This window comes from Primorskyibacter aestuariivivens (assembly GCF_028023675.1).
Classification (GTDB): Bacteria; Pseudomonadota; Alphaproteobacteria; order Rhodobacterales; family Rhodobacteraceae; genus Marinovum; species Marinovum aestuariivivens.
On sequence record NZ_JAQIOZ010000004.1, the window covers coordinates 321593 to 348111 of the forward strand.

The following is a 26519-nucleotide window of genomic DNA, read 5'->3' on the forward strand; positions in this document are numbered from 1 at the left end:
TCCCACCTGTCAGCCGTTACGCCGCATAGGGCGTGACAATCAGTTCCGCCGTGCCCTTGTAGGGGTTGGAACCGCCGCCATCGTTGGTTTCGGTGTTGAGCAAATGCAGCGCCGCGTCTTCAAGTGATGGCGGCACCACAAGCGTCGTGGGCTTGATGCCCAGCACCCGCCCGCCATCGGCCTTGAACCCCATCATGGCCTGACGCGCGGCGGCGTAGCTGGTGGCGTCCAGTGCCGCAGTGCTGCCATAGGCAAGCTGCCAGAGGCCGAACCCAGCATTCACCCGCGCCCGGACCCCATAAATGTATTCGTCGTTCATGAAGACATGTGGATTGGCCGGGTCGGTCATCGACTGGAAGTCGTAGGTCTCGCGTTCCTGCCAGACGATGGGCCGCACGCCGCGCGAGGTGTCGAGCAGGAACTAGGCATCGCCCGCGCCGCTGGACATGTTGCTGACAGAGGTGACGGTGCCGTCCTTGTCCTTCACCGGGTGGTCGGTGTCGAAGAAATTCTGACCGTCATAGCCCTGCGTGGTGAAGCCCGATGTCAGCAGTGCAAAGATCAGTTCTTCGGGATGCGTACGGGCAAGCTGGCCCATTTCCGAGAAGGCGGGCTTGAAAACGCCAAGCTTGTCGTCCGAGATTTTGTCACGCGGCACCGCGACGGTGCTTTCGAACTTGCGGTTCTGGATGGTGAAGCCCTGGGCTTCAAGGTTCTTCACATGGCGCGGGCCGATCCATTCCCGGAGCTGCGGGAACATGCCCATCCAGCCATAGGTTTCCTCGCTGCCGGTGCTGGCCACCTGCATGGCAATCTTGTCCCAATGCACTTCGGCATTGAGATAGGCGTCGGTGTAGACGGTCTTGAAGCCCTTGTAGACCAAATCAAGGTTGTGGTCGTTGATGATCATGCGGCTCGGTCTCCTGAAGCGGTATTGGCGCGCGTGGAACGCGCCGGGTTTCAGGACGGAGACTGACGGTTTCGGATGATGTGATACATTCGCAATACGGTTGCGAATAAGGCTGTTTTGGGCGGAATTTCGGGGGCGGTGGCGGGCGAAGCCGGGCGCGCGGGCGGCAATGCGGTCTGAGCGCGCCGTTAAATACCCATTTGATACCCAAGCGCGGATTTCGCGGGGTTGGCCCTGCCAAAACCCGAGCGCGCCTCAGCGGCGCGCTGAGCGGCTGGCAGATCAAAGGCGGCGCGGGGGGCCGCGCCGCCTCTCATATCATGGAAGGTTCTGGCCGTCACGCGGCGCGCGCCTTCATCACTTTCAGGGTGGCGATCACCTTGCGCGCCGCCGCCTTGCCGAGGAACCGCAGGCTGGACACATGCCAGTAGTGTTCAAGCCACTTGTTGAGGCTGTCCTCATCCCCCTTGCGGTCGGTGTACTCGCGCCAAAGCACCCGGATCAGCTCGATCTGGGCAAAGCTCGCCATGCCGGGCCGCTCACCATAGTCCGGCCCCTTCGCCTGACGTGGCGCAAAGCCCAGATATTCGAAAAAGCCCATCATCGCGTCGAAGCCCTCGGCGTCCAGTTCCTTCGTGCTCTCGACGCCCGCGATCTCCACCATGGCCGAGCGTAGATAAGCATCGCTCAGGTCCAGCTTGGTCTTGGCGGTCCAGAGCAGCTTGAGCTGGTTCTTGCTGATGCTCATGACGGCGCACCTTGGGGTTCAGGCTTGACGAACTCCATGGGCGCATTCTCTTTCGATTTGCGCAGCATAGTCGCGTGGTGTTCCAGAAGTTCGCCATGGGTCTCGGCAAGGTGGCGCATTCCAATCCCCAACAATTCGCAGAGGTTGGCCGCACGTCCATCCCCGGCGTCGAAAAGCCCGCTCCGGAACCCTTCGGCCAAAAGGTCAAAGGCACCCGCCGCGCCGTAATAGTGATAAGGAGCCTCGCCAAGCGCATTTGTGACAAGGTCAAAATCGCCGTCACCCATCGTCAAAGCCATGATATAGCGCGCTGCGTTCGGGTCATAGGTCATTGCAAGGTCTCCTTTGTCTGCGGGCCTTGCTGGACGAAGACCGCCCGCCCGATCAGTCCGCGCGTCTCGTCTTGCAGGGTTGCGGCGTCCTCGGAAGGCTTGCGCAGTTGCTCCAGGGTCTTGGCAATCTGGCCCTCGCCCTCGTCCCCGCCTTCGATGATCTGCGCCAGTGAACGCAGGCACTTGAGGTTGAAGCGCAGGAAATCGTCCACGCCGTTGATTGCCTGATAGAGCCGCGCGATCTCCGCTTCACTGAGAGCGACAATCATCACCTGCCGCCCTTCGAACTCCGCCGCCTTTGCTTCGGGCAGTTCCAGATAGAATTGCAGCCTTCGCATCACAGCCCCCTCTCACTAGCAAGTTTCATGTCCACAATTGCCGCCTTGACATGCGCCAGTGTGGGCGCATCCCGGCCCGCAAAGTCCAGGGCACAAGCCGTCACGCGTTCGACATTGCGCAGCCCGCCTTTGAGACGGGCCACCGCGTGCAGCGCATCCAGCGCGGCGGGTTGGGCAAAGGCGGTTCCTTCTACCATCGCCGCAACATCCGCACGGCTGACTTGTTTGAGCACCACAGGCCGCAGCAACCGGCTTTGCAGTTGGGGCATGGTCGCAATCGCGCGGGGCAGGTCCAGGTCACCGCAAAACACGGTGTGAAACGCCCCTTGTTCCGCCGTGGCCCGCAGCCATTCAAAAGCTTCGCCGCATTTCCCGGTCTTGCCGTTTCTCTGGTCCAGGTATTGCGCCTCATCCACCACAAGCACCCGGCCCCTGCCGATCATATAGGCCAGCTTTTCCCGTGCTTCCGCATGGCAGTTGAATTGCGGCGCGGCATAGCCCCAGAGGCTTGCCAGAGACTTGGCGAAGTTCCAGGCGGTGCCTTCGCCGCGCGCTGCCTGAATGTAGATCGCGTCATGCCCCAGCGTCTCACAAAACCGCTTGATCGCTGTCGTCTTGCCGATGCCCGGTGCCCCGGCAATCATGGTCAGCGCGGGCCGATCTGCTGCGCGCACCAGGTCAAGTGAGCGCAGGATATCGCGCGCCGCCTCGGTCTCTGCCCAATCGGTTATCTCCCGCCGGATTACTCCGGTATTGGCTATTCGCAAATGCTGTGTCATGGTCGTCTCCGTTCAAAAGTGAGGGCTTCGGCCCTCGGTGAATGGCATGGGGGATGCGCCAACATCCCTCATGCCGACTTGCCCTTGCCTGCCAGTCTGGCGGCAATGGCGTTCTCTCGATTCTGATACATTTCCGCAGAAATGACCGCTTCGGCCCCGGCCTCGCGCGCTGGTTTCTCGCGCAGCGGCGCGCCGAAACGGGCCCTCACAACATCGGTTGCGGGCGGCGTGTCAGGCTCTCGCAAGGCTTCTGTCTGGGCATCGAGCGCCGCCATGGCCGCTTCAAAGTCCGTCTTGCCCATGTAATCGTTCGCCGCTTCGGCCTGTGCCGTCGCCACCCGTGCCGCCTTGCGGTTCCGGGCGGCATCGCGGATGCCGTCAACGCTGCCGTAGGCTCCGCGTTCAACCGGCTCGATACCCGCGCAAATCTTGTGGCCGTCCTCGTCGTAAGCCATTGCCGGGGCGCTGAAATCGTCCGGGTCACGTCCGAAAAGAATGCGCTGACCCTTGCCGTGGTGCCGCAGCAAGGCGTCTTGCGTATCGGGACCGCCATAGGTCCAGCCGTTCACATGGACACGCCCGAATCGATCAACCGCCACAGGCTTCCAGATCAGGCCAGAAAGGTAGAGCTGGTGGGCCGTGGGCTTGCGCATGACGCGCTCTGCCAGCCCATCATGGAAGACCTGTTCATAGGACCGGCCCCGCGCGCCCTGGCTGCGCCGCCCGCCTTCGCAATTGTGCCGCGCGATCTCGCGCCGCAGCACCGATCGAACCTTGTCGATCGGCACTGGCTGCACATCCGCCGAAGGGCTGGCTCCCGGCGCGTGTCCGGCATGTGCCCCCTTGAACTCCGGGCGATCATCCACCGCGCGAGACAGAACCGCGAAGGTCCGTTCCGCGATCTTGGCTTGCGCATTCTTCGGCAAGGCGAAATGCAGATTGATCCCCATGTGCTGGCAGATGCCAAGCGGCTGGACGCCTTCTTTCGCTTTGCCGTGCCGGAAACGGTGCACATTACCGCCCGCCACCAGATGCCCGGCAAAGGCTGACCCGTTATCGGTATAGAGCCGGTCGAAGATCCCGAACCGCTCGCAGACGCGCTTGATCAGCCGCACCGTGGCCACCGCGTTCTCGGACGGGGCAAGCTCCCAATCCAGCACCTTGTTCGACGACACATCCACCAGCGCCAGCATGACGGGGCGCGAGACCTTGCCGTCGCCCCAATCGCCCCAGAAATCCAGCGTCCGCCCGTCAAGCGACACCCATTCCAGCGGCCCCAACTCCGACTTGTCACGCAGCGCGGGCATCGTCAGGCGCTTGGCGGTCTCCGCTTTGCCAAGGCGCGCATGCAGCCGCTGCGCTTCACTCAGCGCCACCCAGCGCCGGTAAAAGGTCGGATAGGACGGCACTGCCCAATCCATCGCCCGACCCGCATCGCGCACGTCGCGCCACGCGGACGTGAGCGGCCATTCCGGCGCGGCGTCCCGGATCAGGGTCAGGAAGAACTGCCACGCCTCTTCGCTGAACTCCGCCCGCTTCACCGTCGCCTTGTAATCGTCAAGCAGCGCCGGGGCATAGTTGATCGGATCGACCCCTTGAACCGCCTTTAAAAGCCGCTTCAAAGAGGGTTTCGACGTGCCTTTGTCACCGAACTTCTCGCGGACCAGGGCGAAGCTTTGGCCTTCCTTCACACCCTGCGCCCGCAGCGCTGTCAGCATCCGCACAATCGCGGCTTTCCGCTCCGCCCGGTCGCGCCGCACCGGGGACGCTTCGGAAAGCGCCTCATGCGCCGCGTCGTCATAGGTGCCGGGGTCAAGCTCCAGAGTGTCGAGGTCGCGCCGCAGATAGGCAAGGCGGATGTCCTCAGGAAGAGCTGAGATGTGGAAGCATGTCTTGCCTTTGAGTATTGCGGTGGGAGTGCCAATGGATGCTAACCATTTGTGGGCTCCCATTTTTGTCGTCGGAAGTCCGCGCAAGCCAATGATATCTTTTACAAAGAGCATCATTTTTTTCGGCGCAACCCGGCATCAACTTCGATCCGCTCAACGAGCTTTCTTGCCTTGGGGCCAGTCCATTCCCCCAACAGAGCCGCGCGCGCATTCTGCATCTTGACGCCATGAACATTGCACCATGCGTGTAGCGAAGTGCCGCGGGACAGAAATGCTACCCGGATATCAAGATACCGGGTAGCGCGATCACTATCGTTGATGTTAGAAGCTGACATGGCGCCCTAATTGGGTGGAATGTTAGAACCTAATAGGGTGTATTTCACACTTCATAAGGTGTGTCAACGATGGAAATTGACTCCGAAACCGATGTTGCAGGGCGGCTACGAGCGCTCCAGGAGCATTACGGCCTAACGATCCAAGAGATGGCGGACCGCTGTTCGCTGCCGAAGCGATCTCTTGAAAATTATATGAAGAGGACGAATCCGCAGCGACCTGGGCTCGATGCGCTTCGCGGCATAGCAGACGGCATGGGGGTAAGTATTGATTGGTTAGTAGGGCGCTCACCGGAAATGTCGGCACCCGAGTTTCGATCAGAGGACTACGCAACCTTCTGTCACTCCGTCGTGCTGCGGTTGCTATCCGAACTAATTCCTATCGCTGCATCTGAACCGGGAAGGTTCGATGCTCAACTGCTTACAATCGACGGGCGGGATCACGCAGATATTGCCGCAAGGGCCATGCTCGACTTCATGAATGTCGTCAGAGTTCAATCCGGCAACGCAACCCGGCCCGAGGGCTACTTCCATCGTCAATTTGACGCAATCTCGAAAAGGGCCGACCGAACCGAAAAAGGCGGCTCAAACTCGGTTGACACTGCTCGTAAACCGTAAACCAACTGAGTTTACTTTGCCCCTGACCGGGTATTGAAATCATTCAATATTTTTCTGCAAGAATTGCTTACCAATGCGATTTCCGGCCCGATATCGGCCAAAAGGTATCAAACCCATGAAAAAACGCCCAGCTAACCCGCTGAAAACACGTCTTCTTTTTTCGGGGCGGTATCAAACCGGGTGAAAGCCGTCAGCAAAGCCGCTCACCATGCGCCCTCCCGGGGGGAGGGTCGGGCGCGGCCCGGTGTTCCCCCGGGCATACCAGCAGCGGATGTCCTGCAAGGGTCATTGCGGCCATCGACGCCGTGTTTATCCAAATAGCGGTCGAAGCACGCCCGTACGGGCGACGTCACCGCCGCCCGTTTTTCTTCTTATTCTTCCAAAACGGCGGCACGTCGCCTGCCATGATGCAGCCATAGGGGTCGATGTAATCCTCGATCTCGGCCAGATCGTAGTCCTTGATCTGCGCCACCACGCTGTCGGCCTTTTTGTAGCTCGACGGCAGTTCCGAGGCGTCCACCCCACCGGCATGGAACCGGATATCCAGCCCTTCGTTCTCGGCGCGCAGCATTTGCTCCGGCGTGACCGAACCCATGCGGCGGCGATGTTCCGAGCGCGAGAAGTTTCGCCCCGCGCCATGGGGTGAAAACCCCAGCCCATGGCCCGCATCGCGACCGCGCACCACCAGCACCGGTTCGCTCATATTGAGCGGGATCAGTGTGAGGCCGGTGGCGTCCGACGCATAGTTATCCCATGCGGGCGTCGCCCCCTTGCCGTGGTAGTAGAGGTCGCCGCGTTTGAAGACGAAATTATGCTCGTTCCAGAAATGGTCCCCCACATCCACGCGCGCGGCCTCGACCGTCGCCTGATGAATGGCGTTGTGATTGGCCTTGGTCCATTTGCGGATCAGTTGCAGAGCCGCCCAGTAATCGCGCCCTTCCTCCGTGTCTGCAGGGATCCAGGCGTTCTGTTTCGGCGTCGCAGGCGACAATTCGCGTTTGAACTTGGCGGCCACCTCCATGCCTTTCTTGTAAAGTACCGCGCCTGGCCCCCGGCTCCCGTGATGGGTCACAATCGCCGTGCGCCCGGTCTTGCGCGACCGCCCGACAAAGAGGAAATGGTTCCCGTCGCCTTGCGTGCCCATATGCTCCTGCGCCATGCGCAGCGATTTGGGGTTGTCGAGAAACGGGTTGGCGCGGAACGCGTCCAGCAGGTCCATCGACACGGTAAACCGCTTGCCCTGTGCCCGCCCGCCCGGGCCGAAATGCGTGACCGATTGCGCCGCATCCAGCACCGCTTTGGGGTCCGCATCGCCCAGATCCGTGATCATGACTGAGCAACAGATGTCCGCCGAATGCATCCCCGGATGGATCGCATTGCGCGCCGCCGCGACACCGCCCACCGGGATCGTGCCCACCGGCCCGGCGGGGCAAGCATCGGGCATGATGGCTCCGGCCTCGATGGTCGGGGTGCGCATAAGCGCGGTCATCGTCTCGCGGACCTTGGCGATATTGTCCTCTTCATCCGGATGATCGGCGCGGATGTTCTCCTCGAACGCCAGTTCGCCCGGCGCGCGCAGCTCCATCACCTGTGGAGCGGGCGGAATGTTCCCTTCCAGCGCCTGCCGGATGCGCAGCAGGCCAAAGCCCTCGGCGCGCATCTCGTTCGCCTTTTTCAGGAGCGCCGGGAACTGCGCGCCGGGGCGGTGGCCCCAGTCCTTGAGGTGGTCACCGGTGACGGGATCGCGGTCCATGTCTTGTGTCATACTCATCATCTTCGTCCGAATAAGGTCCGGGGGACAAGGGAGTGCGAGAGCGGCAGTTGTGAAGTCTGTAGTCCCGCATGCATTCCCCCGGAGAGGGATGGGTCCCGGCGACAAGGGAGAAGAAACAACCCGGAGGCCCGCCCCGCGCCCAATGGGGGACGCGTTTGCCGTATGGGCGCAGGCCAGGAGGGGAATTGAACCCGCTCGGCACATCCGGTCATTTGGAGCCTGTAGTTCCTTCGGCATTCGCCGGGATTTTCCTTTCGTGTCATCTGCGGGGGACAATGAGGCGTGAGACTGTCCGCTGTGATGCGGGCCGGATTTGAACCGGCAATGCCTTGCGGTCGTCTACCCTGTAGTCCCACGGGCATTCCCCCGCGTTCAAATCTGGTGCCCCGGCGACAAGGGGTGGTGAAACGATACCTGCTCTACCTGACTGAGCTACGCGCCATCAGCGTGTATTTTGGCTGGCGCGGCGGGAGTCGAACCCGCGACCTGGGGAGTGACAGTCCTGTAGTTCCACCTGCATTCGCCGGGGAGTAATCTCCTTTGGTTTTTGGTGACCCGGGCGATGACCCGCCCGGGCCGGGGTTAAAGGTCGATCTTTTCGATCTCGCCAACCCAATGGTTCGGGTCGGCGCGACCGTCCGCAAAGGCGGCGATCTGGTCGAACACCGCGTCCGAGAAGCCGCCGACATTCATCACGTCGGCGCGTTCTGCTGCCTGGGTCGTGCCGTATGGCGCGATATCCACGCAGACCAGCCGGGCCTTGGGATTTGCCCGTTTGAGCATTTCCCATTCCTTCATGACCGCCGTGCCACGCCCCGAGCGGGTATCCACCCAGGACTGGTTGTCAGACACGACCACCACGACGTCTGGCTTGCGGCCCCGGTCGTTCAGCCATTTCAGCGGCGCCGAGACATTGGTCCCGCCCCAGCCGAGCTGCGTGAGCTTTTCGGCATTGGTCAACACCGTGTCGCGTGGCTCCAGCCGGGTCGTGACAACCCGGTCATGGAACGGCAGCACCAGCGCTTTGCGGTTCACCCGAAGGAAGGCCGCCGTCACCAGCGCCGCCACATCCACATGGCGGACCCTGGAGGTCGCCCCGCGACGGTAGCCGGTGACCGAGGACATCATCGAGCCGGAGATATCCGGCGCGACCACGACCTCAACCGCCACCTGCGGTACGTTCCCGACCGCCAGTTCCATGGCGTCGTGAAGCGCCTCGCGGATCTCGCGCGGCATCTCCTCGCTCAGGTTCAGCGCCGCAACCATCAGCTGGTACGGAAAGGCTTTGGCCCTCTTTACAGCATCCGGATCGCGCAGCTTCGCCGCCACCAGCGCCACGTTTTGCGCATCGTCAAAGACGCCGTGACGCAGGAAGGTGTTGAGCGACTGGCGCACCACCTGCCAAGAGCCATTGCGCGCAAGCTGCGCCCAATGCGCCGTGGTCAGCGGCAATTGCGTCAGCATCTGGAATGGCACTTCCGGCAGGGTCTCGCCCGTGCCATCAAACGCCATCCAGTCCTGCACCGCCTGCGGCAGCAGATCCACATCCGCCGGTTTCCCCAGCACCCAGGCGAACAGCGCCTCACGCGCCGCGTCCTGCGGTTTCGGGTGCACCATCTTTAGCACATCCGCCAGAGACGGGTCATTGCCGACATTGGCGTTCAGCAGCGCGCGATCAGACGCGGTGTTCAGCCAATGCTGCACCATCGCCTTGGGCGCGGAGCCCAGCGATTTGCGACCGGTCTGACCCGAGCGCATGACCTGCACGAAGGTGCGCAGCATCTTGCCATGGGTCACCACGCGGGAGAACACGGCGCGAAACAGCACCGGGTCACGCCGGGCCAGAACCGCCAGCAGCACCGCGGGCATGTCCTTCATATGACCCTTTTGCCGCGCATAGATCGCGGTTTGGGCCAGGAATTTCGCATCGACCGCCTCGGCCAGATCCACCGCCGTGGACAGCTCGGTCTGAGCGTCCTGGTAGTAGGTCTGACCAAAGGTGCCGGTCACAGCCAGTTGCGCCAGCTTATGCTCGGCGCCGTAGGCGTAGGCCGGTGCCCCCGCAAGATTTGTTGCCTCCGCTTTCGGGAGCAACCGGCCCTTTATCGATGCAAACACGGATTTGTTTGCCATTTTTCCATCCTCTCATTTGAAGCAGGAGTGTTTTGCCATTGGGCATGGGGTGGGCCGAGAAAAATGCGAAAAACCGCTAGTTGATTGATTTATATCGGAAAGTTCGACGCTTGGTTAGAGTGTCCAATTGGCCTACGATATAAAAATATCGCTACTTATCAATTTAGATCGTGGATATGCGTAACGTCGTTATCTCCCTGCTCGGAACGACTTTGGATTCGGGCAAGAAACGCAAATGGCGTCCGACCCTGTCGATGGTTCAGCATGAGCATTTCCCGATTGACCGGCTTGAAATCATTCATGACAGCCGCTTCAACCGACTTGCCCATAACGTCAAAGCCGAGATCGAAGAGGCTTCGCCACAGACCGAGGTACTTTTGAACACGGTGGACATGACCAACCCGTGGGATTTCGAAGAGGTCTACGGCAAACTGTTCGATTTCGCGCGCAATTACGGGTTTGATGAGGATCGCGAACGCTATCACGTGCATCTGACCACGGGGACTCATGTGGCGCAGATCTGTTGGTTCCTTCTGACCGAAAGCCGCCACGTCCCGGCGCGGTTGCTGCAAACCGGGCCGCCGCGTGGCGGCGAAGGCTCACCGCGCATTGACATCATCGATCTTGACCTGAGCCGTTACAACGCGTTGCAGCAGCGGTTTGACCTGTTGTCGCGGGAGTTCTCCGATCTTCTGAAAGGCGGGATCGAGACGCGGTCAGAGGCCTATAACGCGGTGATCGACCGGATCGAGCTGGTGGCTTCGAGCTCGGACGCGCCGATCCTGCTCTTGGGAGACACCGGAACGGGCAAGACCGAGCTGGCGCAGCGCATCTACGAGCTGAAACTGCAACGCCGCCGGGTCAAAGGGCGGCTGGTGCAGGTGAATTGCGCCACGCTGCGCGGGCGCGATGCGGTGCCCATGCTGTTTGGCCAGCGGCGCAGCTATACGGGGCAGGCGGGGTCGGAACGCTCTGGCCTTTTGCGTGAGGCTGATGGCGGGGTGTTGTTCCTGGACGAGGTGGACGAGCTGGGATGGCAGGAGCAGTCCTCGTTGCTGCATGCGATTGAGACCGGGCGCTATTACCCGCTGGGGTCCGATCACGAGGTGACAAGCCGGTTTCAGGTCATCGCAGGCGCCAATCGTGACCTGACGGAAATGGTGGCACAGGGCGCATTCCGGCCCGATCTTCTGGCGCGGTTGAACCTGTGGCGGTTCCGGCTGCCGTCCCTGCGGGAAAGACGCCCGGATATCGAACCAAACCTCTATCATGAACTGGCGCGCGCCGAACGGGTGCTGGGTGTTCAGGTCGGGTTCAATGCGGATGCTGCCGAGGCGTTTCTGCGCTTTGCCCGTGACCCCGCGACGCCTTGGCCGGGCAACTTCCGGGATTTTGGCGGGTCGATTCAACGGCTGTGCACGTTGGCTCCGCGTGGGCGGATCACCAGGGCGATGGTCGAGGCCGAGATCGAACTGTTGCATGCCACCTGGGGTGCGCAGGAGCGCGATGACGATTCCGCGTTGGTCCGATCGGTTCTGGGCGAGGTGGCGCTTGATCCCTTTGACAAGGTGCAGCTGGCTGAGGTGATCCGCACCTGCCGTGCGTCTGGCAGCCTCAGTGCGGCGGGGAGGACATTGTTTGCCGTGTCGCGCGGACAAAGGAAAAGCGTGAACGATGCGGATCGTTTGCGGAAGTATCTGCAACGCTTTGGTCTGGATTGGGACGCGGTGCAGGAAAACCGAAATCCGTGACGGATTTCGGTCTGATTTCTTTGCAAGAAATCGTTTCTACTGCTCGATTTCGATCTCACCGTCTTTTTGTGCCGCGCGGCTTTGACACAGGATGATGGCATCCTTGCGCTGGGCCTTGGACAGCACGAAATCGCGGTGTTCCACCTCGCCCGAAAGCAGCGTGCATTTGCAGACGCCGCAGATTCCGTCAGAGCATTTTACGTCGATATGAATGCCGTTTTCGGCCAGTACATCCGTGGCGGATTTGTCCGGGGGGATGTGAAAACGGCGACCGTCAGAGAGCCGAAGCGTGAAGGGATGGTTCTCATATTCCGGAACATCCGGCACCGAGAAATATTCCAGATGCCGCGCCTCATCCGGAAAGCCACTGGTTTCGGCAGCGGCAATCACCGCGCCCATGTAGCGGTCCGGGCCGCAGGTATAGACGTGCCAGCCCGGTTGATACCCCGCCAAAAGCGCATCCAGATCCGCGCGGGTTCCTTCATCAGAGATATGCAGATGCACCTTGTCCGCCCAGGGTGCGGCGTGCATATCATCCAGATACCCCGCATCGGCCCGGGTGCTGACCGAGTAGTGTAAGTCAAAGTCGCGCCCCAAAGCATGCAGCCGATGTGCGAAAGCGATCATCGGCGTAATGCCAATACCGCCCCCCATGAGAAATGTCCTGGTGGCGTCTTCGACCAGTTCGAAATGGTTGATCGGTTTCGAGACGAAGATCTTGCGTCCCGGCGTGAAAATCCGGTGCATGAGCTTTGATCCGCCGCGCCCGGACTCTTCGCGCAGCACGCCGATCCGGTATTTTGAGCGGTCCGCCGGGTCACCGGACATGGAATATTGCCGCAGGAATTCCGGCGCGACGACGATGTCCAGATGCGCCCCGGCGATCCATTCCGGCAAATCGCTGCCGTCGAGCGCGGCAAATTCATATTTGGTGATATCGGGCGTCATGCGCTCGGCCCTGGTCACCTGAACCTGGATCACCGGCGCGTCGCCGGGCACGTGGTATTCATGCACATGACTGGTGTCACCGCGTGTCAGCCGCAGCTTGTAGTCTTCGGCGGTGATCATGGCCTGATATGCTTCGATCCCGGCCTCGCGGTCCATCGGGAAGGGGTAGGGCCATGGGTGCGGGGCCAGCGGCGTGGGATAGACCGCAAGTGTCTGATCCTCATAGCGCAGGTCCAGATCGGTTTGCAGATCACGCCGGTTCAGAGGGTGGCGTGTGGGGCGATAGGCACCATCCTCCTGTAGCTCGATGTCCCACCACCATTTCTTGGTGTCGTTCAGCCCGCCATGGCCCAGCCGGTCATCCAGCGCTGCCAGGGGTTTGGCGAGTGACGGAATATTGGACGCGGCCCAGCGGAACGGGGCCTCGGCAAACAGACCTTCGAGATTCCAGGGGCAGGTCTTCATGCATCGCCCGCACATCGCGCCGCCCTCGGTCGTGATGCGGTAGGTGGCGCATTTCTGGCTGTCGCTCTTCCAGATCTCGTAGCCGTTGAACATGAGCTTTGGTCCGGCCGTGATGGCTCCGGACGGGCATTCGCGCGCACATTTGTTACAGTTCTCGCAGAAGTTCTGCAGGCCGAAATCAATCGGCTTGTCATGGGCCAGCGGCATGGTGGTTGTCACGACGCCGGATTTCAGCCGGGGGCCGAGATAGGGGTTGAGGATCACCTCGCCAATGCGCGAGACCTCGCCCAGCCCCGAGAGCAGGAGCAGCGGCGGTTGCAACACCTCGCCGTCCATCACCGTATGCGCTTTGGCCGGGTAACCGAGATTGCGGATCTGCTTGGCAATCACGCCTCCGAGCAGCGAAAAGCGCAGATAGGCGCGCATGGATTGCGCGACGGATATCCAGTCATCTCCCGATGCGCCTTCCATCGTCTCGTATCCCTGATCGATGATCATATTGATCGCCTGATCATGGGGCGGATCAATCGGCGCGCCCGTGGCGTCATGGCTGTACCATGCCCATTCGGGACAGCGGGAAATGCCAACCGCGTCGATGCCAAGGAAATAGGAGGCGGCCGTGATATTGAGCGCGTTGTGCGCGGCGTCGGTCGGTTGATCGGTCGCTGTTTCAACAGGCCCGTCCTGAATGAGCACGAAGGCCCCAAGCGCACGGCGCTGGGCAGAGCTGGGCGCGGATTTGCGCACGTAGTGCCCGCCCTTTGTGCCGTCCTGCACCGGCTTGCCCATATCGCCGAACTGGGCGCGGGCAAACATGTCGGTGCGTTTCGGTACGCGGGCGATACGCGGGCGACACGTGGCTCGTCGATATAAGTCGTGGGAGTGTCGACGCGTTTGAGCCGCTCGAACGGGTGCGGACCGGCGGCGAAATCGCGCCTCGCAAAAGGATCGCGGTTGAGCGCCGATTTCGCGTGCCCGATGCCCAGCCACCAGCCCGGCAGAAACCCGGGTTGATCGGGCGCAAGCGCGTCATCAATGGCCAGCTCAAGCGTACAGGTCACTGCCGCAAGACCAAAGCTCTGACCAATGAATGGCGCGGTTTTTCCGTCGGGCAGGCACAGCCCCGCAGCAACGGCCAGCCGGGACAGACAGACATCCGAGGCGGTGGCCGAATGTGCCTTGGCATCCCAACCTAGAAGGCGGATGAAATTGGCAATCACGCAAGCCGTTTCATTGGCCCTGAGCGCGCCGCGATGGGCGCTGGCATCGACGATCCAGCCGCTGCCCGGTTCGTCGGGGCGGGGATCGCGCGGGTTTTCATACAGGAACACGACGGCATGTGTATGCCCGGCAACAGAGGTTGGCGGGGCTTTCATGGACTCGCGCAGATCGGCCATGATCACGTCAATGCCAGAAGCCAGCGTCTTGGTCTGGCGGGTGCGCAGGTCTTCGGCCAACCGGTCGATATCGGGGTTTTGGCGTGGGGCGTGCAGAATCGTGGCGGGGTGCAGCCTGCAGATGCCGACCATGGACGCATCATTGAAATAGCCAAACGCCTTCAGATGTTCGGCGCGCTGTTCCGGATCATGCGGGATGTCCGCGACAGCCTTGTTGACCAGCCCATCCCGGATCGCGTCCAACATGGCCTGATACTCTCCCATGGCATTGACAATGCTGGCGGGGTTTTCAGGGCGGCGGAAAGACGTCCCGGGCATCCCGGGAATGCGGGCAAGATCGGGCATGGGACCACGTCGCAAGGCTTCAAGCGGATATGGCCCCATGTGGACGGGGCGGGTCTTGTCGGAAAACAGGCGTAGGCCCATGCGCGTTGCGTCCCGTTTCAGGAATGTGATGGGCGCAAAGTAACACGAGCGACCGGGCGGGAAAGGCTTGCTTGGCCTAGGTGGACAATCCGGGGCCGAACCGCAATTCTGCGCCAGAAATCAGGAGGCAGACCCCGTGGCACGTATCGTTTTTGATCTTGATGGGACGCTGATCGACAGTGCCGGTGAAATTCACGCCGCCGTGCAGCGGATGCTGGACGAGGTGGGCGGACCGACACTCGATTTGCCCACGGTAACCGGGTTTGTCGGCAACGGCCTGCCCAAGCTGGTTGAACGGGTGATCCGGGCAACGGGGCTGGATATGGCGCGGCATGCGGACCTGACCGACCGGGTGCTTTCACATTTCAATGCGCTTGGAGGTTCCATGACCGCGCCTTATCCCGGCGTGATGCAGGCGCTGTCACAGTTGCGCAGCGATGGGCATGCCTTGGCGATCTGCACCAACAAACCCGAAGCGCCTGCCCGACATATCCTCGAGACACTGGGCTTTGCGCCATTTGATGCGGTTGTCGGGGGCGACACGCTGCCCACGCGCAAGCCCGATCCGGACATGCTCTGGGCCGCGGCAGAGGCGCTGGGCGACGGTCCGTTGATCTATGTGGGGGACAGCGACGTGGATGCGGAAACGGCAGAACGGGCGCAGGTTCCGTTCCTGCTTTTTACCGAAGGGTACCGGAAATCCGCAGTTGAGGCGCTCTATCATACGGCCCGTTTCGACCGGTTCGATGACTTGCCCGATCTGGTCGCCGGGACGCTTTCGGGCGTTTGACGTATGTGTGAAAATTGGTCGGAGTGAGAGGATTCGAACCTCCGGCCCCTGCCTCCCGAAGGATCGGGCCTGACCTTAAGCCTCTGTAATCATTGTTGTATACTCTCATTTAGCTGCTCCTTTGTTTACGTTTGTACTGATCTATTTCCGGATGTGATCCGGACATCAGATTGCGTCCGCTGCGCCTCGCTGGTGATCCGGATGGTGATGCCCATAGTTCTTTTCGAGCGTCTCGAGGGTCATCCCGAGAAAGCCGCAGGCGTCCCACTTGGGCGCGCCCTTCTGCATGAGCCAGGTTGCGCAGGTGTGCCTTAAGGTGTGCGGCACGACTTTCCGGTCTCCCTCGGTCTCGAGACCAGCGGCTACAACGGCCGTCCGAAACGCGCGTTTGATGTTCTGCAATGACTTTCCGCGATGCGTGATGACGAATTCGTCTTCAGGAAATCGCCTACGCCTGCGCAACAGGTATTTCCTCAGTCGGGCCGGCAACCTCGAGCTCGGGCGCTCCTTCTTGGTGCGTCGTCGCCCGATCGGGTTCCAGTAGATGATGTTGCTATGGAAATCGATGTCGGACCAGCGCAAGGACAGAATGGCTTCCTTTCGCTGGCCGGTCAGCAATCCGATCCGGAGAAACAGAGTCAGGTGTTCGGTCTTCGATTCCGTGGGCCCGCCATCCTCCAAAGGGGTATCAAAGCTTCGCGACACCCTGATCAGCGTTAGCGCCTCTTCGCAGGTCAGAAAGCGGATGCGTCCCTCGGGCTTTGGCGGAAGCCGTACCGCGATCTTGCGCGTGATCAACTGGTCTTCTTCGGCCCGCCGGATTGCGGTGGACAACAGGCTGAGCTCTCGCCTCAGAGTTCCGTCTTTGAGCCCCTTGTCGCCCCGACCCTTTCGGCGTTTCTGGCAGTACTCCTTGATGAGCGCATCGTTGATGTCGCCCACGGAGTAGCCATCAAAAAACCGGATGATCGGCTTGGCAGCATTGGCCAGTCGCTCCGGGTCGGTGACGTCATCAAGCCGCTTCGCAAGGTAGTGCGAAATCGCGTCAGCAACATAGAATTCATGCGGCTCGACCGCACGCTCCGGCCTGAAGCGTCTCAGCTTCCATTCTGCGAAGTAGAGTTCAGCCTGGTCGCGATCCCCAGTGCTAGTCGAGTGCTCGCGGCTGCGTCCCCCTTCGGTCCAGTAGATGTACCAGTTGCCCTCGGACGGGCGCTTGCGATCGCGCTCGAGGCGCGGCGGGGATGATCTTCTTGGCATGCCTTCACCGTGAAATTGTCAACGTACCGCTCCCATGCGCCGGAAGGGATCTTGGGGTTTCGGCGCCCTGGGGCCGTGTAGATGTGGTCCAGCATGTCCTCGCGGATCAGGTAACGCACGTTGGACACCGGAATGCCGACGCGGTCAGCCAGTTCTTTCGGGGTTTCCAAGAGCTTTTGCACGCTTCGCCTCCTTAAACCGTTTGCTCACAAACCGAGGCGAGAGTTTTCGTTTTGCGTCCAGAATGAAACAAAACTACGCTGATACTGCATGAATCAAGCGTGTCGCCATCGTTCGTATCTATTTTTGATACAAATGACTACGAATGAGGTCAACACAAATACAAACGAAAGTTGAACATGGCTGTTGTTGGCCTTGGACATCGCCTTGCGGCAGTACGGAACATGGCGCGACTCTCTCAAGAGGAGATGTCGCAAAAGCTGGGTATCAGTCGAAGTGCTTACCAGAACTACGAACGTGGCCAGCGAGACTTGACCGCCCAGTTGCTTCTGAAAGTCTACGAGGAATTCGACGTCGATCCGCTCTGGATGCTGGAAGGCGATACCGAGGACGGAAAGAACCGAAGGCACGAGCAGATCGCCTCGGCCAATCGCAAGATCGGAATCGCCGTCGAGCGCCGGATCATTGAACGCGGTTTGACCGTGACCCCCGAAAAGAAATGGGACGCCATCGATTTCCTCTTCGATGAGTTCCTCAACACCGAGTCGTTGGCCAATGAAGGCGACGGCCCGGACACCACGAGGATTGATAGCGTTTTGAGGTTGGTAAGTTGATGTTGGATGAAGAACTCCCCGACGACGTGGCAAAACTGCGCCCGCGCAAGCTTCGGCTGGGCCCGGATGTTGAACGCCTGCTTGAAGGCGTTGCCGGTGTGGAAGTCGACCCGAAGAAGGCGCGGGAGACCAATGGATTGCGCCCTAAGGCCAACAGCGTCAACGCGGCCCGTTGCGCCGGGTGTGGCCAGATCGAATACATCACGCGCGAATATTGTCGCTGCGGACACTACCTGACTGGCCAGATCGAAGACGAATATCTTGCATGGGAACGCAACCTGGCAGAAACACACGAGCGTCTTTCGACTGAAGCGGATCGCAAGCTGAAACCGTTCAGGATCATGGCACTCGCAGCTATTCCTTTCATCATCTGGCCGCTCCTCTATCCCGTGCTGTTTGAAGACTTCGGATCGTTGACCACCTGGCTTTGGATGCTTCCCGGCATCGCGATTTTCGGCCTCTTCGGCTTGATCCAAGCATTTGTGACTGCCGAGCTCAACGACAGTGCTCAAGCTCTTGCAACCGCCAACTTCGAACAATTTCTGACTGAGCGCATTCGCGTACCGAGCAATAGCTTCACATGACGTTGTCAATTTTTCCCATTTTGTCCCGTTCAGTCGTCAACGCTTTGGTTCTGGGCAGTTTTTCTGCGCCTTCATGCCCGAGGAAATTGTCACCTGATCAGCTGGTCGCTCTTCGTTCTGGTCTTGGCGAAAGGAGGCCAAGATGACGGAGCATATTGTTCGGGAGGTGGATGCAACACCCTATGCGGCATCTCTCATCGAGGGCCATCGCGACTTCGGCTACAACCTCGAGACTGCTCTCGCCGACATCATCGACAACGCCATCACCGCTGGCGCGCGCACGGTGGAACTGATCGCGGACACTGTCGCGGATGAGCCATGGATCGCGCTGGCAGACGACGGTTCGGGCATGACGGAAACCGAACTGGTCGAAGCGATGCGTCTCGGGTCGAAGAACCCGACCGACGAGCGCGAGGCCGAAGACCTCGGTCGTTTCGGCCTCGGCCTCAAGAGTGCCAGCTTCTCGCAGTGCCGAAGTCTGACGGTTCTGACGCGGCAAGACGGTCGAACATCCTGCGCGCGCTGGGACCTGGATCGCGTCGCGAAACGGAACGACTGGAGCCTCGAACTCATCGACAACCCCGAACTCGTGACAGGCCATGACCTCCTCACGGAGACCGGAACGGTTGTCATCTGGGAGAAACTCGATCGTTTGAGTGGCGGCTACACCCATGACCGCGCTAAGCGGGCCGAGCATATGAACTCTGAGTTGTCCCGTGCCGAGCATCATCTGCGCTTGGTGTTTCATCGCTTCTTGGAGGGCGCCAAGCCACGGCTGAAACTGTCACTCAACGGTCGCCCGCTGAAACCCAACGATCCCATGGCAACGTCTCATGCCGCCACGCAGAAGGACCCGGAGGAGGTGCTTCGCCTGCGTCAGGGTGACGTCCTGATCAGATGCCATACGCTTCCCCATCACAAGCGGATGAGCCGGGAAGAGTGGGAGGAAATTGGCGGTCCTGAGGGGCATCTGAAGTCTCAGGGCTTGTATGTCTACCGCGAGCAACGTCTCATCATCGCGGGCGGATGGCTGGGCCTCGCACGCCAGACCGAACTTACGAAACTCTGCCGGATCGCTGTCGATATCCCGAACACGATGGATGCGGAGTGGAAGATCGACGTCAAGAAGGCCTCGGCCCAGCTTCCGCCGGTGGTGCGTGAGCGCCTGAAGAAGGTGGTGGAAAGGTTCGTTGGCACATCCAAACGCACCTATCGCAGCCGAGGCCAGAAGTTGGTCGATGAAACGCGGTTTCCGATCTGGAATCGGGTGCAGAAGGATGGGCAGATCGTCTTCCGCCCCAACCTGGAGCACCCGGTCTTTCGAACCTATTCCGAGCAGTTGCCAGAAGAGCTGCGAGAGGGTTTCGAACGTTGCCTGCGCATCGTTGGGTCCGGTCTACCGATCGAGACGCTGCATGCTGAGCTCGTCGGGAACGCGGAAGTGGTCGCGGCAGACGAGACTTCAGCAACTGACCTTGAAGAGTTGGTCTATTCCCTTGCAGTGACACTGATGGAAAACGGTGTGCCCTCCGAGGCCCTGTCGGACACGATGCAGAGCAACCCATTCTTGCGAGTGCGGTGGGAAGCCGCCGCACCGATTCTGGAAGAATTCTTGAGGACACGAAATTCATGAGTGAAGCCATCGAGACAGTGAAGAACATGGTCGAAAGTGGCCTGTTCAATCAGGCACGGAAGACCGAAGACGAGTTGCGCAGTATGATCCGAGGCGTCGCAGCTTTGGTACCGCCGGGCCTCAGCGATGAAGAGATCGAGCAGATTGCGCGGGAGATCGAGCACAAGCAGGGTATCAAGGCTGGACTTGGTGCAGTGGTTGACAGCGAGGATTTCGAACCTTGGCTGGATGACGCGAAGCCGTCGATCGAGCCTTTCTACTGGAACCGCTACCAGAAATTGCTCCTGCAAAACGGATTGCCGAAAGACGTGGTTATTTCCACGGACACGGTTACGGACAAAATCCTCAGCCGTCTTGGCAATCCCGAGAAGCATGTGCCGTGGGATCGACGCGGCATGGTGGTAGGACACGTTCAAAGTGGAAAAACCGCCAACTATGCCGGGCTGATTTGCAAAGCTGCAGATGCCGGATACAGATTGATCATCGTCATTGCCGGTATTCACAACAACCTGCGCAACCAGACACAGGCCAGGATCGACGAAGGTTTCATCGGTCGCGATACCGGGAAGTCCCAGGAAACCAAGAAAGGCGGGGCAAAACACATCATCGGCGTCGGTCATTTCGACCCGAATAACACCCCTGTCAGCCTCACCAACACGCTAAGGGACTTCAACAAGGCCACGGCATCCACGAATACGAGCGAGATCGACTCGTACAAGGTACCTGTCGTCCTTGTGATCAAGAAGAACCACCGCACGCTCGCCAACCTGCTCGACTGGCTAAAGGACAACAGTGCGCGCGGCGATCAGGAGATGATCGACCAGCCGATGCTGCTGATTGATGACGAAGCAGACAACGCTTCGATCAACACGAAATACGGTAAGAAGCTTGTCACCACGATCAATAGGCAGATTCGCGACCTGCTGAACATGTTCCACCGGAGCTGTTATGTCGGGTACACGGCAACTCCGTTCGCCAACATCTTCATCGACCCCGATCAGGACGACGAGATGTACAATGAAGACCTCTTTCCGAGAGATTTCATCATCGGCCTGGACGCACCCACCAACTACTTCGGCCCGACCAAGATTTTCGTGGATGGGCTGCCGGAGGAAGGCGATCCGACCTGGCTTCGGTACATCACCGACAACGAGGATATTCTGCCGGTCAAGCACAAGATCGATCACGAACTTGATGCACTGCCGTCCTCCCTGACGCGGGCATTGCGCGCTTTCTTGTTGGCAAGGACCATCAGGAATATGCGTGGCCAGAAACGAGCGCATTGCTCGATGCTTGTAAACGCGAGCCGTTTCACCGCTGTGCAGGGGCGCCTCCGAAATCGCCTTCACGAAACGCTCGAGCGGATTCAGAATTCTGTTCGGATCAACGCGAGCCGAGGCGCAGCCGCATTGAATGATCCGGAGATTGCCGCACTACATGGTGTCTGGCGGGAAGAGTACCCCGACGTAGAATTCGACTGGCCCTCCATCCAGTCCGAACTTCTTGATGCGCTCGCATCCGCCAAAATCGTCGAGGTCAACAGCCGCGCGAATGATCTGGACTATTCGAACTCCGGAGAGCGCGGCCAGACCGTCGTTGCTGTCGGTGGTTTCTCTTTGTCGCGCGGCCTTACGCTGGAGGGCCTGACTGTCACCTGGTTCCTGCGCAATACCATGATGTACGACACACTCATGCAGATGGGGCGCTGGTTCGGCTACAGGGGCGGCTACGAGGACCTTTGCCGCATATGGATGCCTGGCGAAGCAATTGATTGGTACTCGTTCATAGCGACGGCCGCCGAGGAGTTGCATGATGAGTTGCGCACCATGGAGAAGGCAAAGGCAACGCCTCGAATGTTTGGCCTTGCTGTGCGAAGCCACCCCGCTTCACTGCTGGTGACCGCGCGGAACAAGATGGGGTCGGGCAAGAAGGTCACAACGCTTGTAGGTCTGTCGAACAAATTCGTTGAAACCTCGAAGGTCAGTATCAAGCCCAGCGACCTTTCTGCAAACCTCGGCCTCGCCAAGTCGCTGGTTTCGAAGCTGAACGGAGCGAGCCTCAGGGAAGAAAGCTCGCCTTGGGGCACCTTGGTACGCGGTGTGCCAGTAGAATTCATAGACGAGTTCCTTGCCGGATGGCGCAATGCAGAGCAAAGCGTGACGACTGATCCGGGGCCTGTCCGGAGTTATATTCGGGCACGAAAAGCCGACGAATTGCAGAATTGGGACATACTCATTCCAAGTCTCGCCAAGGGTCTGCCAGACATGGCGCTTGGCAAGCCGATCGTGCCCGCGACGCGATACGTAGATCTTCATGATCTGCAGCACGAGTTCATGTCCTTCAGTGGGAAGCGAATGCGCGTCGCGTCACGGGGGATCGAAAAGGCCGGCGTCGACCCGGCAAGGGCTGATGCAGCAGAGGCGCGCTATCGAGAGGAAAAAGGAAAGGCCGACGGCGAGCGCGTGAACTATCCGGACTCGATCTACCGCCGCGAAAGAGATCGAGGGTTGTTCATTCTGCATTTCGTTAAGGCAAAGGCACCCGATGGAAAGGAAGACGCCAAGGAAGTCAGCCTGATACCTGACGACCCCGTGTTGGCGTGGGGCATAAGCCTTCCCGTGTCCTCACGTCCGGCCGAAAGGGTCGAGTATGTGGTGAACACGGTTCGCTATCAGGAGCTCTTCGGTGAAGACGACGAAGACGATGATCAGGAGGCAGCACTTGAAGCCTCATGATCCTTGGGAAAGACTGTCCCCTGACGAAGCCAAGCGGGTCGATGTCGCGGGCCGTTTCGATTTCTTCTGGGTGGTGCTGGAAGCAGGCATGCCGGGCCTGATGATGAGGCTGCCAGGCCTGCCGCAACCACTGCCCCGCTTGCCGAAGTTGAAGAACCTTGTTGCATCCTTCCGACCTGTATCAGGCGGATCGGCATTCGTTCTCGGCCTCAAGGAACGAAGTCAGGTCGAGATATTCGAAACCCTTTGCCGGGATGTCGTTGAGGCCGGAGAGGCAGGTGCGGATCGCGACGAGGCGCTCGTCAGAGCGCTGCAACGTACACGGCGATGGTATCACCTTCTGCGCGGCGGAAAGACCAATGGGCTGTCCGTTGAAGAGCAGCGGGGGCTTGTCGGCGAGTTGGCCTTCGTTCGGGACCTTGTGTCCGCATTCGGCCCAGAGACTGCAATCGAGGCCTGGACCGGCCCGACTGGCTCGGCGAAGGACTTCGAGCTTATCGGAAGCTGCGTCGAGGTGAAGGCAAGGCGGGTTGCTGCAAAGCCGTTCGTGGCCATTTCGTCCGAAGACCAGCTTGCGGATGTCGAAGGGAGCCGCCTGTGCCTTCGTGTGATCAATGTGGCGTCGGCCGTCCTGCCGGAAGGTCAGAGCCTGCATGATCACGTGCGAATGACGGCCGAGATGTTCGAAGAAGACGGCGCGGCCTTCGAAGCGTGGGAGGAGACGCTCTATTCGACAGGATATGATCCCGAGAACGACTACGACGAGCGGCGATGGCTTCTTGGCGCTGCGACCGATTACGAGGTGACAGAAGGTTTCCCCCGGATTTCCACGCCTCTTGTTCCGGGTGTGGAGAATGTCCGGTACGCGATCGCTCTCGATGCCTGCGAACCGTTCAAATTGGAAGGTGATCTGATCGACGTCATCCGAGGAGGGCTTGACCATGAGTGATCTGGAAGAATTCCATCATGAACTCATCGCGGACATTCAAGGCGATGCTGACGTCCTCGGCCTTGTCACGGTCGAGGCGTTTTTCGAGAAGGTTGGCGAACTGCTTACCGAGGCCGGGGAATTGGATGGCGCAAACAGAGCGTATTTCGAGGGCGGGGGTGCCAGCAATCCCATGCGGCTCGACGGCTATGGCGGCGATCCAAGGGATGGCGATGGCGTCCTGAGCCTCGTCTTGTGCGACTTTGATCTGTCCGAGGAGGTGCGTGTTCAGAACAAGGAACAGATTCAGCGCCTTCTGCAGCGACTCTACAGATTTGTTGTTTCAAGCCTCAAGGCCGATTTCCGGGAGCAATTGGAAGAGACCAGTGCCGGGTTCGGCGTAGCCGACCTCATCGCCACGACGTGGAAGGACGTCGAGAAGGTCAAGCTCATAATCGTGACTAATGCAGATTTTCGCGCCCGTGCCGATGCGGCGAACGTGAAGGATCTTGATGGCAGACCGGTCACCCTCAGCGTCTGGGACCTGAAGCGTCTCAAGCAATACATGGAACAGGGACAGGCACGGGCGAATCTGATCATCGATTTCGACAGAGACTTCGGCGGGAGTGTTCCCCTTCTTGCGGCCTCCGGAAGCGATAGTGCGCTCGAAAGCTACCTGGCGGTCATTCCCGGAAAGCAGCTGGCCGCCATCTACGACAAGTGGGGACCACGCCTGCTCGAGGCCAACGTGAGAAGCTTTCTTCAGGCACGCGGCAAGGTGAATCAGGGCATCCGCAACACGATCCGCGATGAGCCGCACATGTTCTTTTCCTACAACAACGGCCTCAGTGCGACGGCCGACGCGATAGAGGTGGAGCAAGGAGATCATGGCCAGCTCTTGGTTCGCGCGGACAATCTGCAGATCGTCAATGGTGGGCAGACCACGGCCTCACTCCACGCAGCGCGAAAGGCGTTTGTCGAGCAGTTGGAACAGGTTCATGTCCAGATGAAGTTGACCATCGTTCCGCGAGAACAGTCCGAACTCGTTGTCCCGCGCATCTCGGAATACGCAAACAGTCAGAACAAGGTGAATGCAGCAGACTTCTTCGCCAATCACCCCTTCCACATCCGGACTGAAGAGCTGTCGCGCAAAGTTCTGGCGCGGGGAGAGGACGGGTATCGGGACACGAAATGGTTCTATGAACGCGCACGAGGACAATATGCCGACGAACGAGGGCGAAGGACCATTGCAGAGCGAAAGAAGTTCGATGCCGAGTTCCCGCGCTCCCAGTTCCTCACGAAGACCGATTTGGCCAAGTTCGAGAACACCTGGGCTTGCCTGCCGCACATCGTGAGCCTTGGTGCGCAGAAGAACTTTGCGGAATTCGCCAAGCATATCGGCAAACGTTGGGGTTCCGAAGGTGCGGCGTTCGATGAGCTCTGGTTCAGGCGCATGATCGCAAAGACCATCATCTTCCGGGCCACCGAAAAACTGGTCTCGGGCGCGGAATGGTATGAAGGCGGCTACCGCGCCAACATCGTGACCTATGCGATTGCCAAGCTCGTGCATGATGCAGAGGAACGGGAGATGGTCGTCGACCTCGACGCCGTCTGGAGATACCAGGATGTTTCGCCCGATCTGAAGGCGGCGCTGTTGGTGGCAGCGGCCGAAGCACAGGACGTCATCACGCACCCGCCTGAGGGCGTGCGCAACTTCAGCGAATGGGCCAAGAAGCAGGCTTGCTGGAAGGGATTGGAAGATCGTGAGTTGATCTATCCGGAGGAATTCGACCGCGTTCTGATCTCGCCGGATTTGGCCAATGAGCGCGCGAGAGAGGCCCGCGCGGATAAGGCTGTCGAGACCAGCGTCGAGGTTGAACTCGAAGTGCACAGGCTCGGTGCTGCGTTCTGGGCCGAAGCACGAAACTGGGCTCGGGAACGTGGGCTTCTATCCCCGCGAGAAAATGGCGTTCTGGAAACCTGCGCCGCGATCCCGAACAAGATGCCATCGGACAAGCAGTGCGCTATTGCGATGAGCGCGCTCAACAAGCTTCAGGATGAAGGCTTTCGCGACAATACTGGTTAGGGGTTTTCCTCTTTTTGTTCTAAACGATAGGACCTAATGATCTCCTTGATCTGCTCTTCAGTATGGAAGTAATTACCAAATCCGAAGGTTGCACCTAGGCCCCAGCCAAACAGTACAGCGGCAAAAACAAACAAAGCCAATTTGGCGCCGTGTTTTCTAAAGAAGCCGTAGGCTAAACGGCTCAAAATATCCGGCTCTAGCTTTTCAACCAACCCATCTTTGAGATCCTCTTTTACGCGTTCTTCCATCTCGGCTGTTTGCAGAAATGAACTTGAAAAATCGCCAACCATGTCTGCTACAATCTTCCTTGCATAAGATTCGTGGTCAAACTCTTGCAGATGCGGGATTTGCTCTCCTTTAGCTTCCGCATGCTCGAAGAACAGAACACGAAAGAATTCTTCTCCGGTGTCTAGGCGAATCGGCTTCTTTGAAAAGTTGATGACCAAGCTTCCGATCGGGCCGAAAAAATTTGCGTCGACAAGCCCAACATCCAGTGCGAGCATACCCCGCTTTGTGAACCCGCTTCTGAGCGTGACCAATGCTGTCACCGACGTTTTCTTGATCTGAAACTTCTCTTCGGAGATTACCCATGCTAACCCGCCCGGCTCCAAGGTGTGGATGGTCTTGGGGTTCTTGGGGTCGTAGGACTTGGTTTCTTCGCCAGCAGGAATGATAGAGTGGATTCTGAGATAGTAGCTTCCGCCTCGGATGTTCCCGGTTTCGGAATTGGAAAGCAGGTCTTGTTCAGTTTGAGCTACCCCCTGAAATTCGGACACTGACGTAAGCTACGATTTGTTGTCTGCTGGTCTTCGACGATAAGGAGATTAGAGATGTCGAAACGGAAGAACCATTCGCCGGAGTTCAAGGCG

18 protein-coding genes and 2 pseudogenes are annotated in these 26519 nt (G+C 59.6%); 9 read left to right on the forward strand and 11 right to left on the reverse strand.

Translation table 11 applies throughout. From position 1 onward, the window contains the following. Window positions 1–16: 16 nt before the first annotated feature. The 6 genes and pseudogenes from PGB28_RS05485 to PGB28_RS05510 all read right to left on the reverse strand — a co-directional run bounded on the left by PGB28_RS05485 (window position 17) and on the right by PGB28_RS05510 (window position 5059). Window positions 17–910, reverse strand: a pseudogene (locus PGB28_RS05485) (Mu-like prophage major head subunit gpT family protein). A 337-nt stretch (window positions 911–1247) separates the two neighbouring features. Then, a complete protein-coding gene (locus tag PGB28_RS05490) occupies window positions 1248–1658 on the reverse strand; it encodes a regulatory protein GemA (RefSeq protein WP_271420483.1) in 411 nt (136 codons plus the stop codon). Next, window positions 1655–1990, reverse strand: coding sequence for a hypothetical protein (locus PGB28_RS05495; RefSeq protein ID WP_271420484.1), 336 nt, complete (start codon window positions 1988–1990; stop codon window positions 1655–1657). The genes PGB28_RS05490 and PGB28_RS05495 overlap by 4 nt, the downstream gene beginning before the upstream one ends. Beyond that, a complete protein-coding gene (locus tag PGB28_RS05500) occupies window positions 1987–2328 on the reverse strand; it encodes a hypothetical protein (RefSeq protein WP_271420485.1) in 342 nt (113 codons plus the stop codon). The genes PGB28_RS05495 and PGB28_RS05500 overlap by 4 nt, the downstream gene beginning before the upstream one ends. Beyond that, window positions 2328–3107: an AAA family ATPase gene (locus tag PGB28_RS05505; protein ID WP_271420486.1), complete on the reverse strand. Its 780-nt coding sequence runs from the start codon at window positions 3105–3107 to the stop codon at window positions 2328–2330. The genes PGB28_RS05500 and PGB28_RS05505 overlap by 1 nt, the downstream gene beginning before the upstream one ends. 68 nt (window positions 3108–3175) lie before the next feature. Further along, window positions 3176–5059, reverse strand: a complete 1884-nt coding sequence (locus PGB28_RS05510) for a transposase domain-containing protein (protein WP_271420487.1) — start codon at window positions 5057–5059, stop codon at window positions 3176–3178. Between the two features lie 341 nt (window positions 5060–5400). Here PGB28_RS05510 and PGB28_RS05515 point away from each other — a divergent pair, with 341 nt between their 5' ends. After that, entirely contained in the window at window positions 5401–5946 is a 546-nt protein-coding gene (locus PGB28_RS05515) for a helix-turn-helix domain-containing protein (protein WP_271420488.1), read from the forward strand. A 349-nt stretch (window positions 5947–6295) separates the two neighbouring features. On the opposite strand, the gene PGB28_RS05520 is transcribed toward PGB28_RS05515, so the two are convergent. Together PGB28_RS05520 and PGB28_RS05525 are read right to left on the reverse strand one after the other, a co-directional pair. Continuing rightward, window positions 6296–7717, reverse strand: coding sequence for an RtcB family protein (locus PGB28_RS05520; protein WP_271420489.1), 1422 nt, complete (start codon window positions 7715–7717; stop codon window positions 6296–6298). A gap of 585 nt (window positions 7718–8302) precedes the next feature. Next, complete coding sequence (locus tag PGB28_RS05525) at window positions 8303–9853, reverse strand: vWA domain-containing protein (protein WP_271420490.1); 1551 nt, start codon at window positions 9851–9853, stop codon at window positions 8303–8305. A 176-nt stretch (window positions 9854–10029) separates the two neighbouring features. Between PGB28_RS05525 and rtcR the strand changes: the two genes are divergently transcribed. Further along, entirely contained in the window at window positions 10030–11604 is a 1575-nt protein-coding gene (gene rtcR / locus PGB28_RS05530) for an RNA repair transcriptional activator RtcR (protein WP_271420491.1), read from the forward strand. A 36-nt stretch (window positions 11605–11640) separates the two neighbouring features. Here rtcR and PGB28_RS05535 read toward each other — a convergent pair. Beyond that, window positions 11641–14840 (reverse strand): annotated as a pseudogene (locus PGB28_RS05535) (2Fe-2S iron-sulfur cluster-binding protein). Between the two features lie 136 nt (window positions 14841–14976). On the opposite strand from PGB28_RS05535, the gene gph reads away from it, so the two are divergent. Next, window positions 14977–15630: a phosphoglycolate phosphatase gene (gene gph / locus PGB28_RS05540; RefSeq protein WP_271420492.1), complete on the forward strand. Its 654-nt coding sequence runs from the start codon at window positions 14977–14979 to the stop codon at window positions 15628–15630. A 165-nt stretch (window positions 15631–15795) separates the two neighbouring features. Here gph and PGB28_RS05545 read toward each other — a convergent pair whose 3' ends face one another. Next, a complete protein-coding gene (locus PGB28_RS05545) occupies window positions 15796–16890 on the reverse strand; it encodes a tyrosine-type recombinase/integrase (RefSeq protein ID WP_271420493.1) in 1095 nt (364 codons plus the stop codon). 359 nt (window positions 16891–17249) lie between these two features. On the opposite strand from PGB28_RS05545, the gene PGB28_RS05550 reads away from it, so the two are divergent. The 6 genes from PGB28_RS05550 to PGB28_RS05575 all read left to right on the forward strand — a co-directional run bounded on the left by PGB28_RS05550 (window position 17250) and on the right by PGB28_RS05575 (window position 25650). Continuing rightward, window positions 17250–17684: a helix-turn-helix domain-containing protein gene (locus tag PGB28_RS05550; protein ID WP_271420494.1), complete on the forward strand. Its 435-nt coding sequence runs from the start codon at window positions 17250–17252 to the stop codon at window positions 17682–17684. Further along, window positions 17684–18268 carry a hypothetical protein gene (locus tag PGB28_RS05555; RefSeq protein WP_271420495.1) on the forward strand — a complete coding sequence of 195 codons (585 nt, stop codon included), beginning with the start codon at window positions 17684–17686 and terminating at the stop codon, window positions 18266–18268. Before PGB28_RS05550 ends, PGB28_RS05555 begins: the two co-directional genes overlap by 1 nt. 142 nt (window positions 18269–18410) lie before the next feature. Then, window positions 18411–19901, forward strand: coding sequence for an ATP-binding protein (locus PGB28_RS05560; RefSeq protein ID WP_271420496.1), 1491 nt, complete (start codon window positions 18411–18413; stop codon window positions 19899–19901). Next, complete coding sequence (locus PGB28_RS05565) at window positions 19898–22636, forward strand: Z1 domain-containing protein (RefSeq protein WP_271420497.1); 2739 nt, start codon at window positions 19898–19900, stop codon at window positions 22634–22636. Before PGB28_RS05560 ends, PGB28_RS05565 begins: the two co-directional genes overlap by 4 nt. After that, on the forward strand, window positions 22587–23585 hold the full coding sequence (locus tag PGB28_RS05570) for a PD-(D/E)XK motif protein (protein WP_271420498.1): 999 nt from the start codon (window positions 22587–22589) through the stop codon (window positions 23583–23585). The genes PGB28_RS05565 and PGB28_RS05570 overlap by 50 nt, the downstream gene beginning before the upstream one ends. After that, window positions 23578–25650, forward strand: coding sequence for an AIPR family protein (locus PGB28_RS05575; protein ID WP_271420499.1), 2073 nt, complete (start codon window positions 23578–23580; stop codon window positions 25648–25650). The genes PGB28_RS05570 and PGB28_RS05575 overlap by 8 nt, the downstream gene beginning before the upstream one ends. Here the strand turns inward: PGB28_RS05575 and PGB28_RS05580 are convergent. Beyond that, window positions 25647–26426, reverse strand: a complete 780-nt coding sequence (locus PGB28_RS05580; protein WP_271420500.1) for a dCTP deaminase/dUTPase family protein — start codon at window positions 26424–26426, stop codon at window positions 25647–25649. The two genes, PGB28_RS05575 and PGB28_RS05580, sit on opposite strands and share 4 nt — an antisense overlap. Window positions 26427–26519 lie beyond the last annotated feature (93 nt).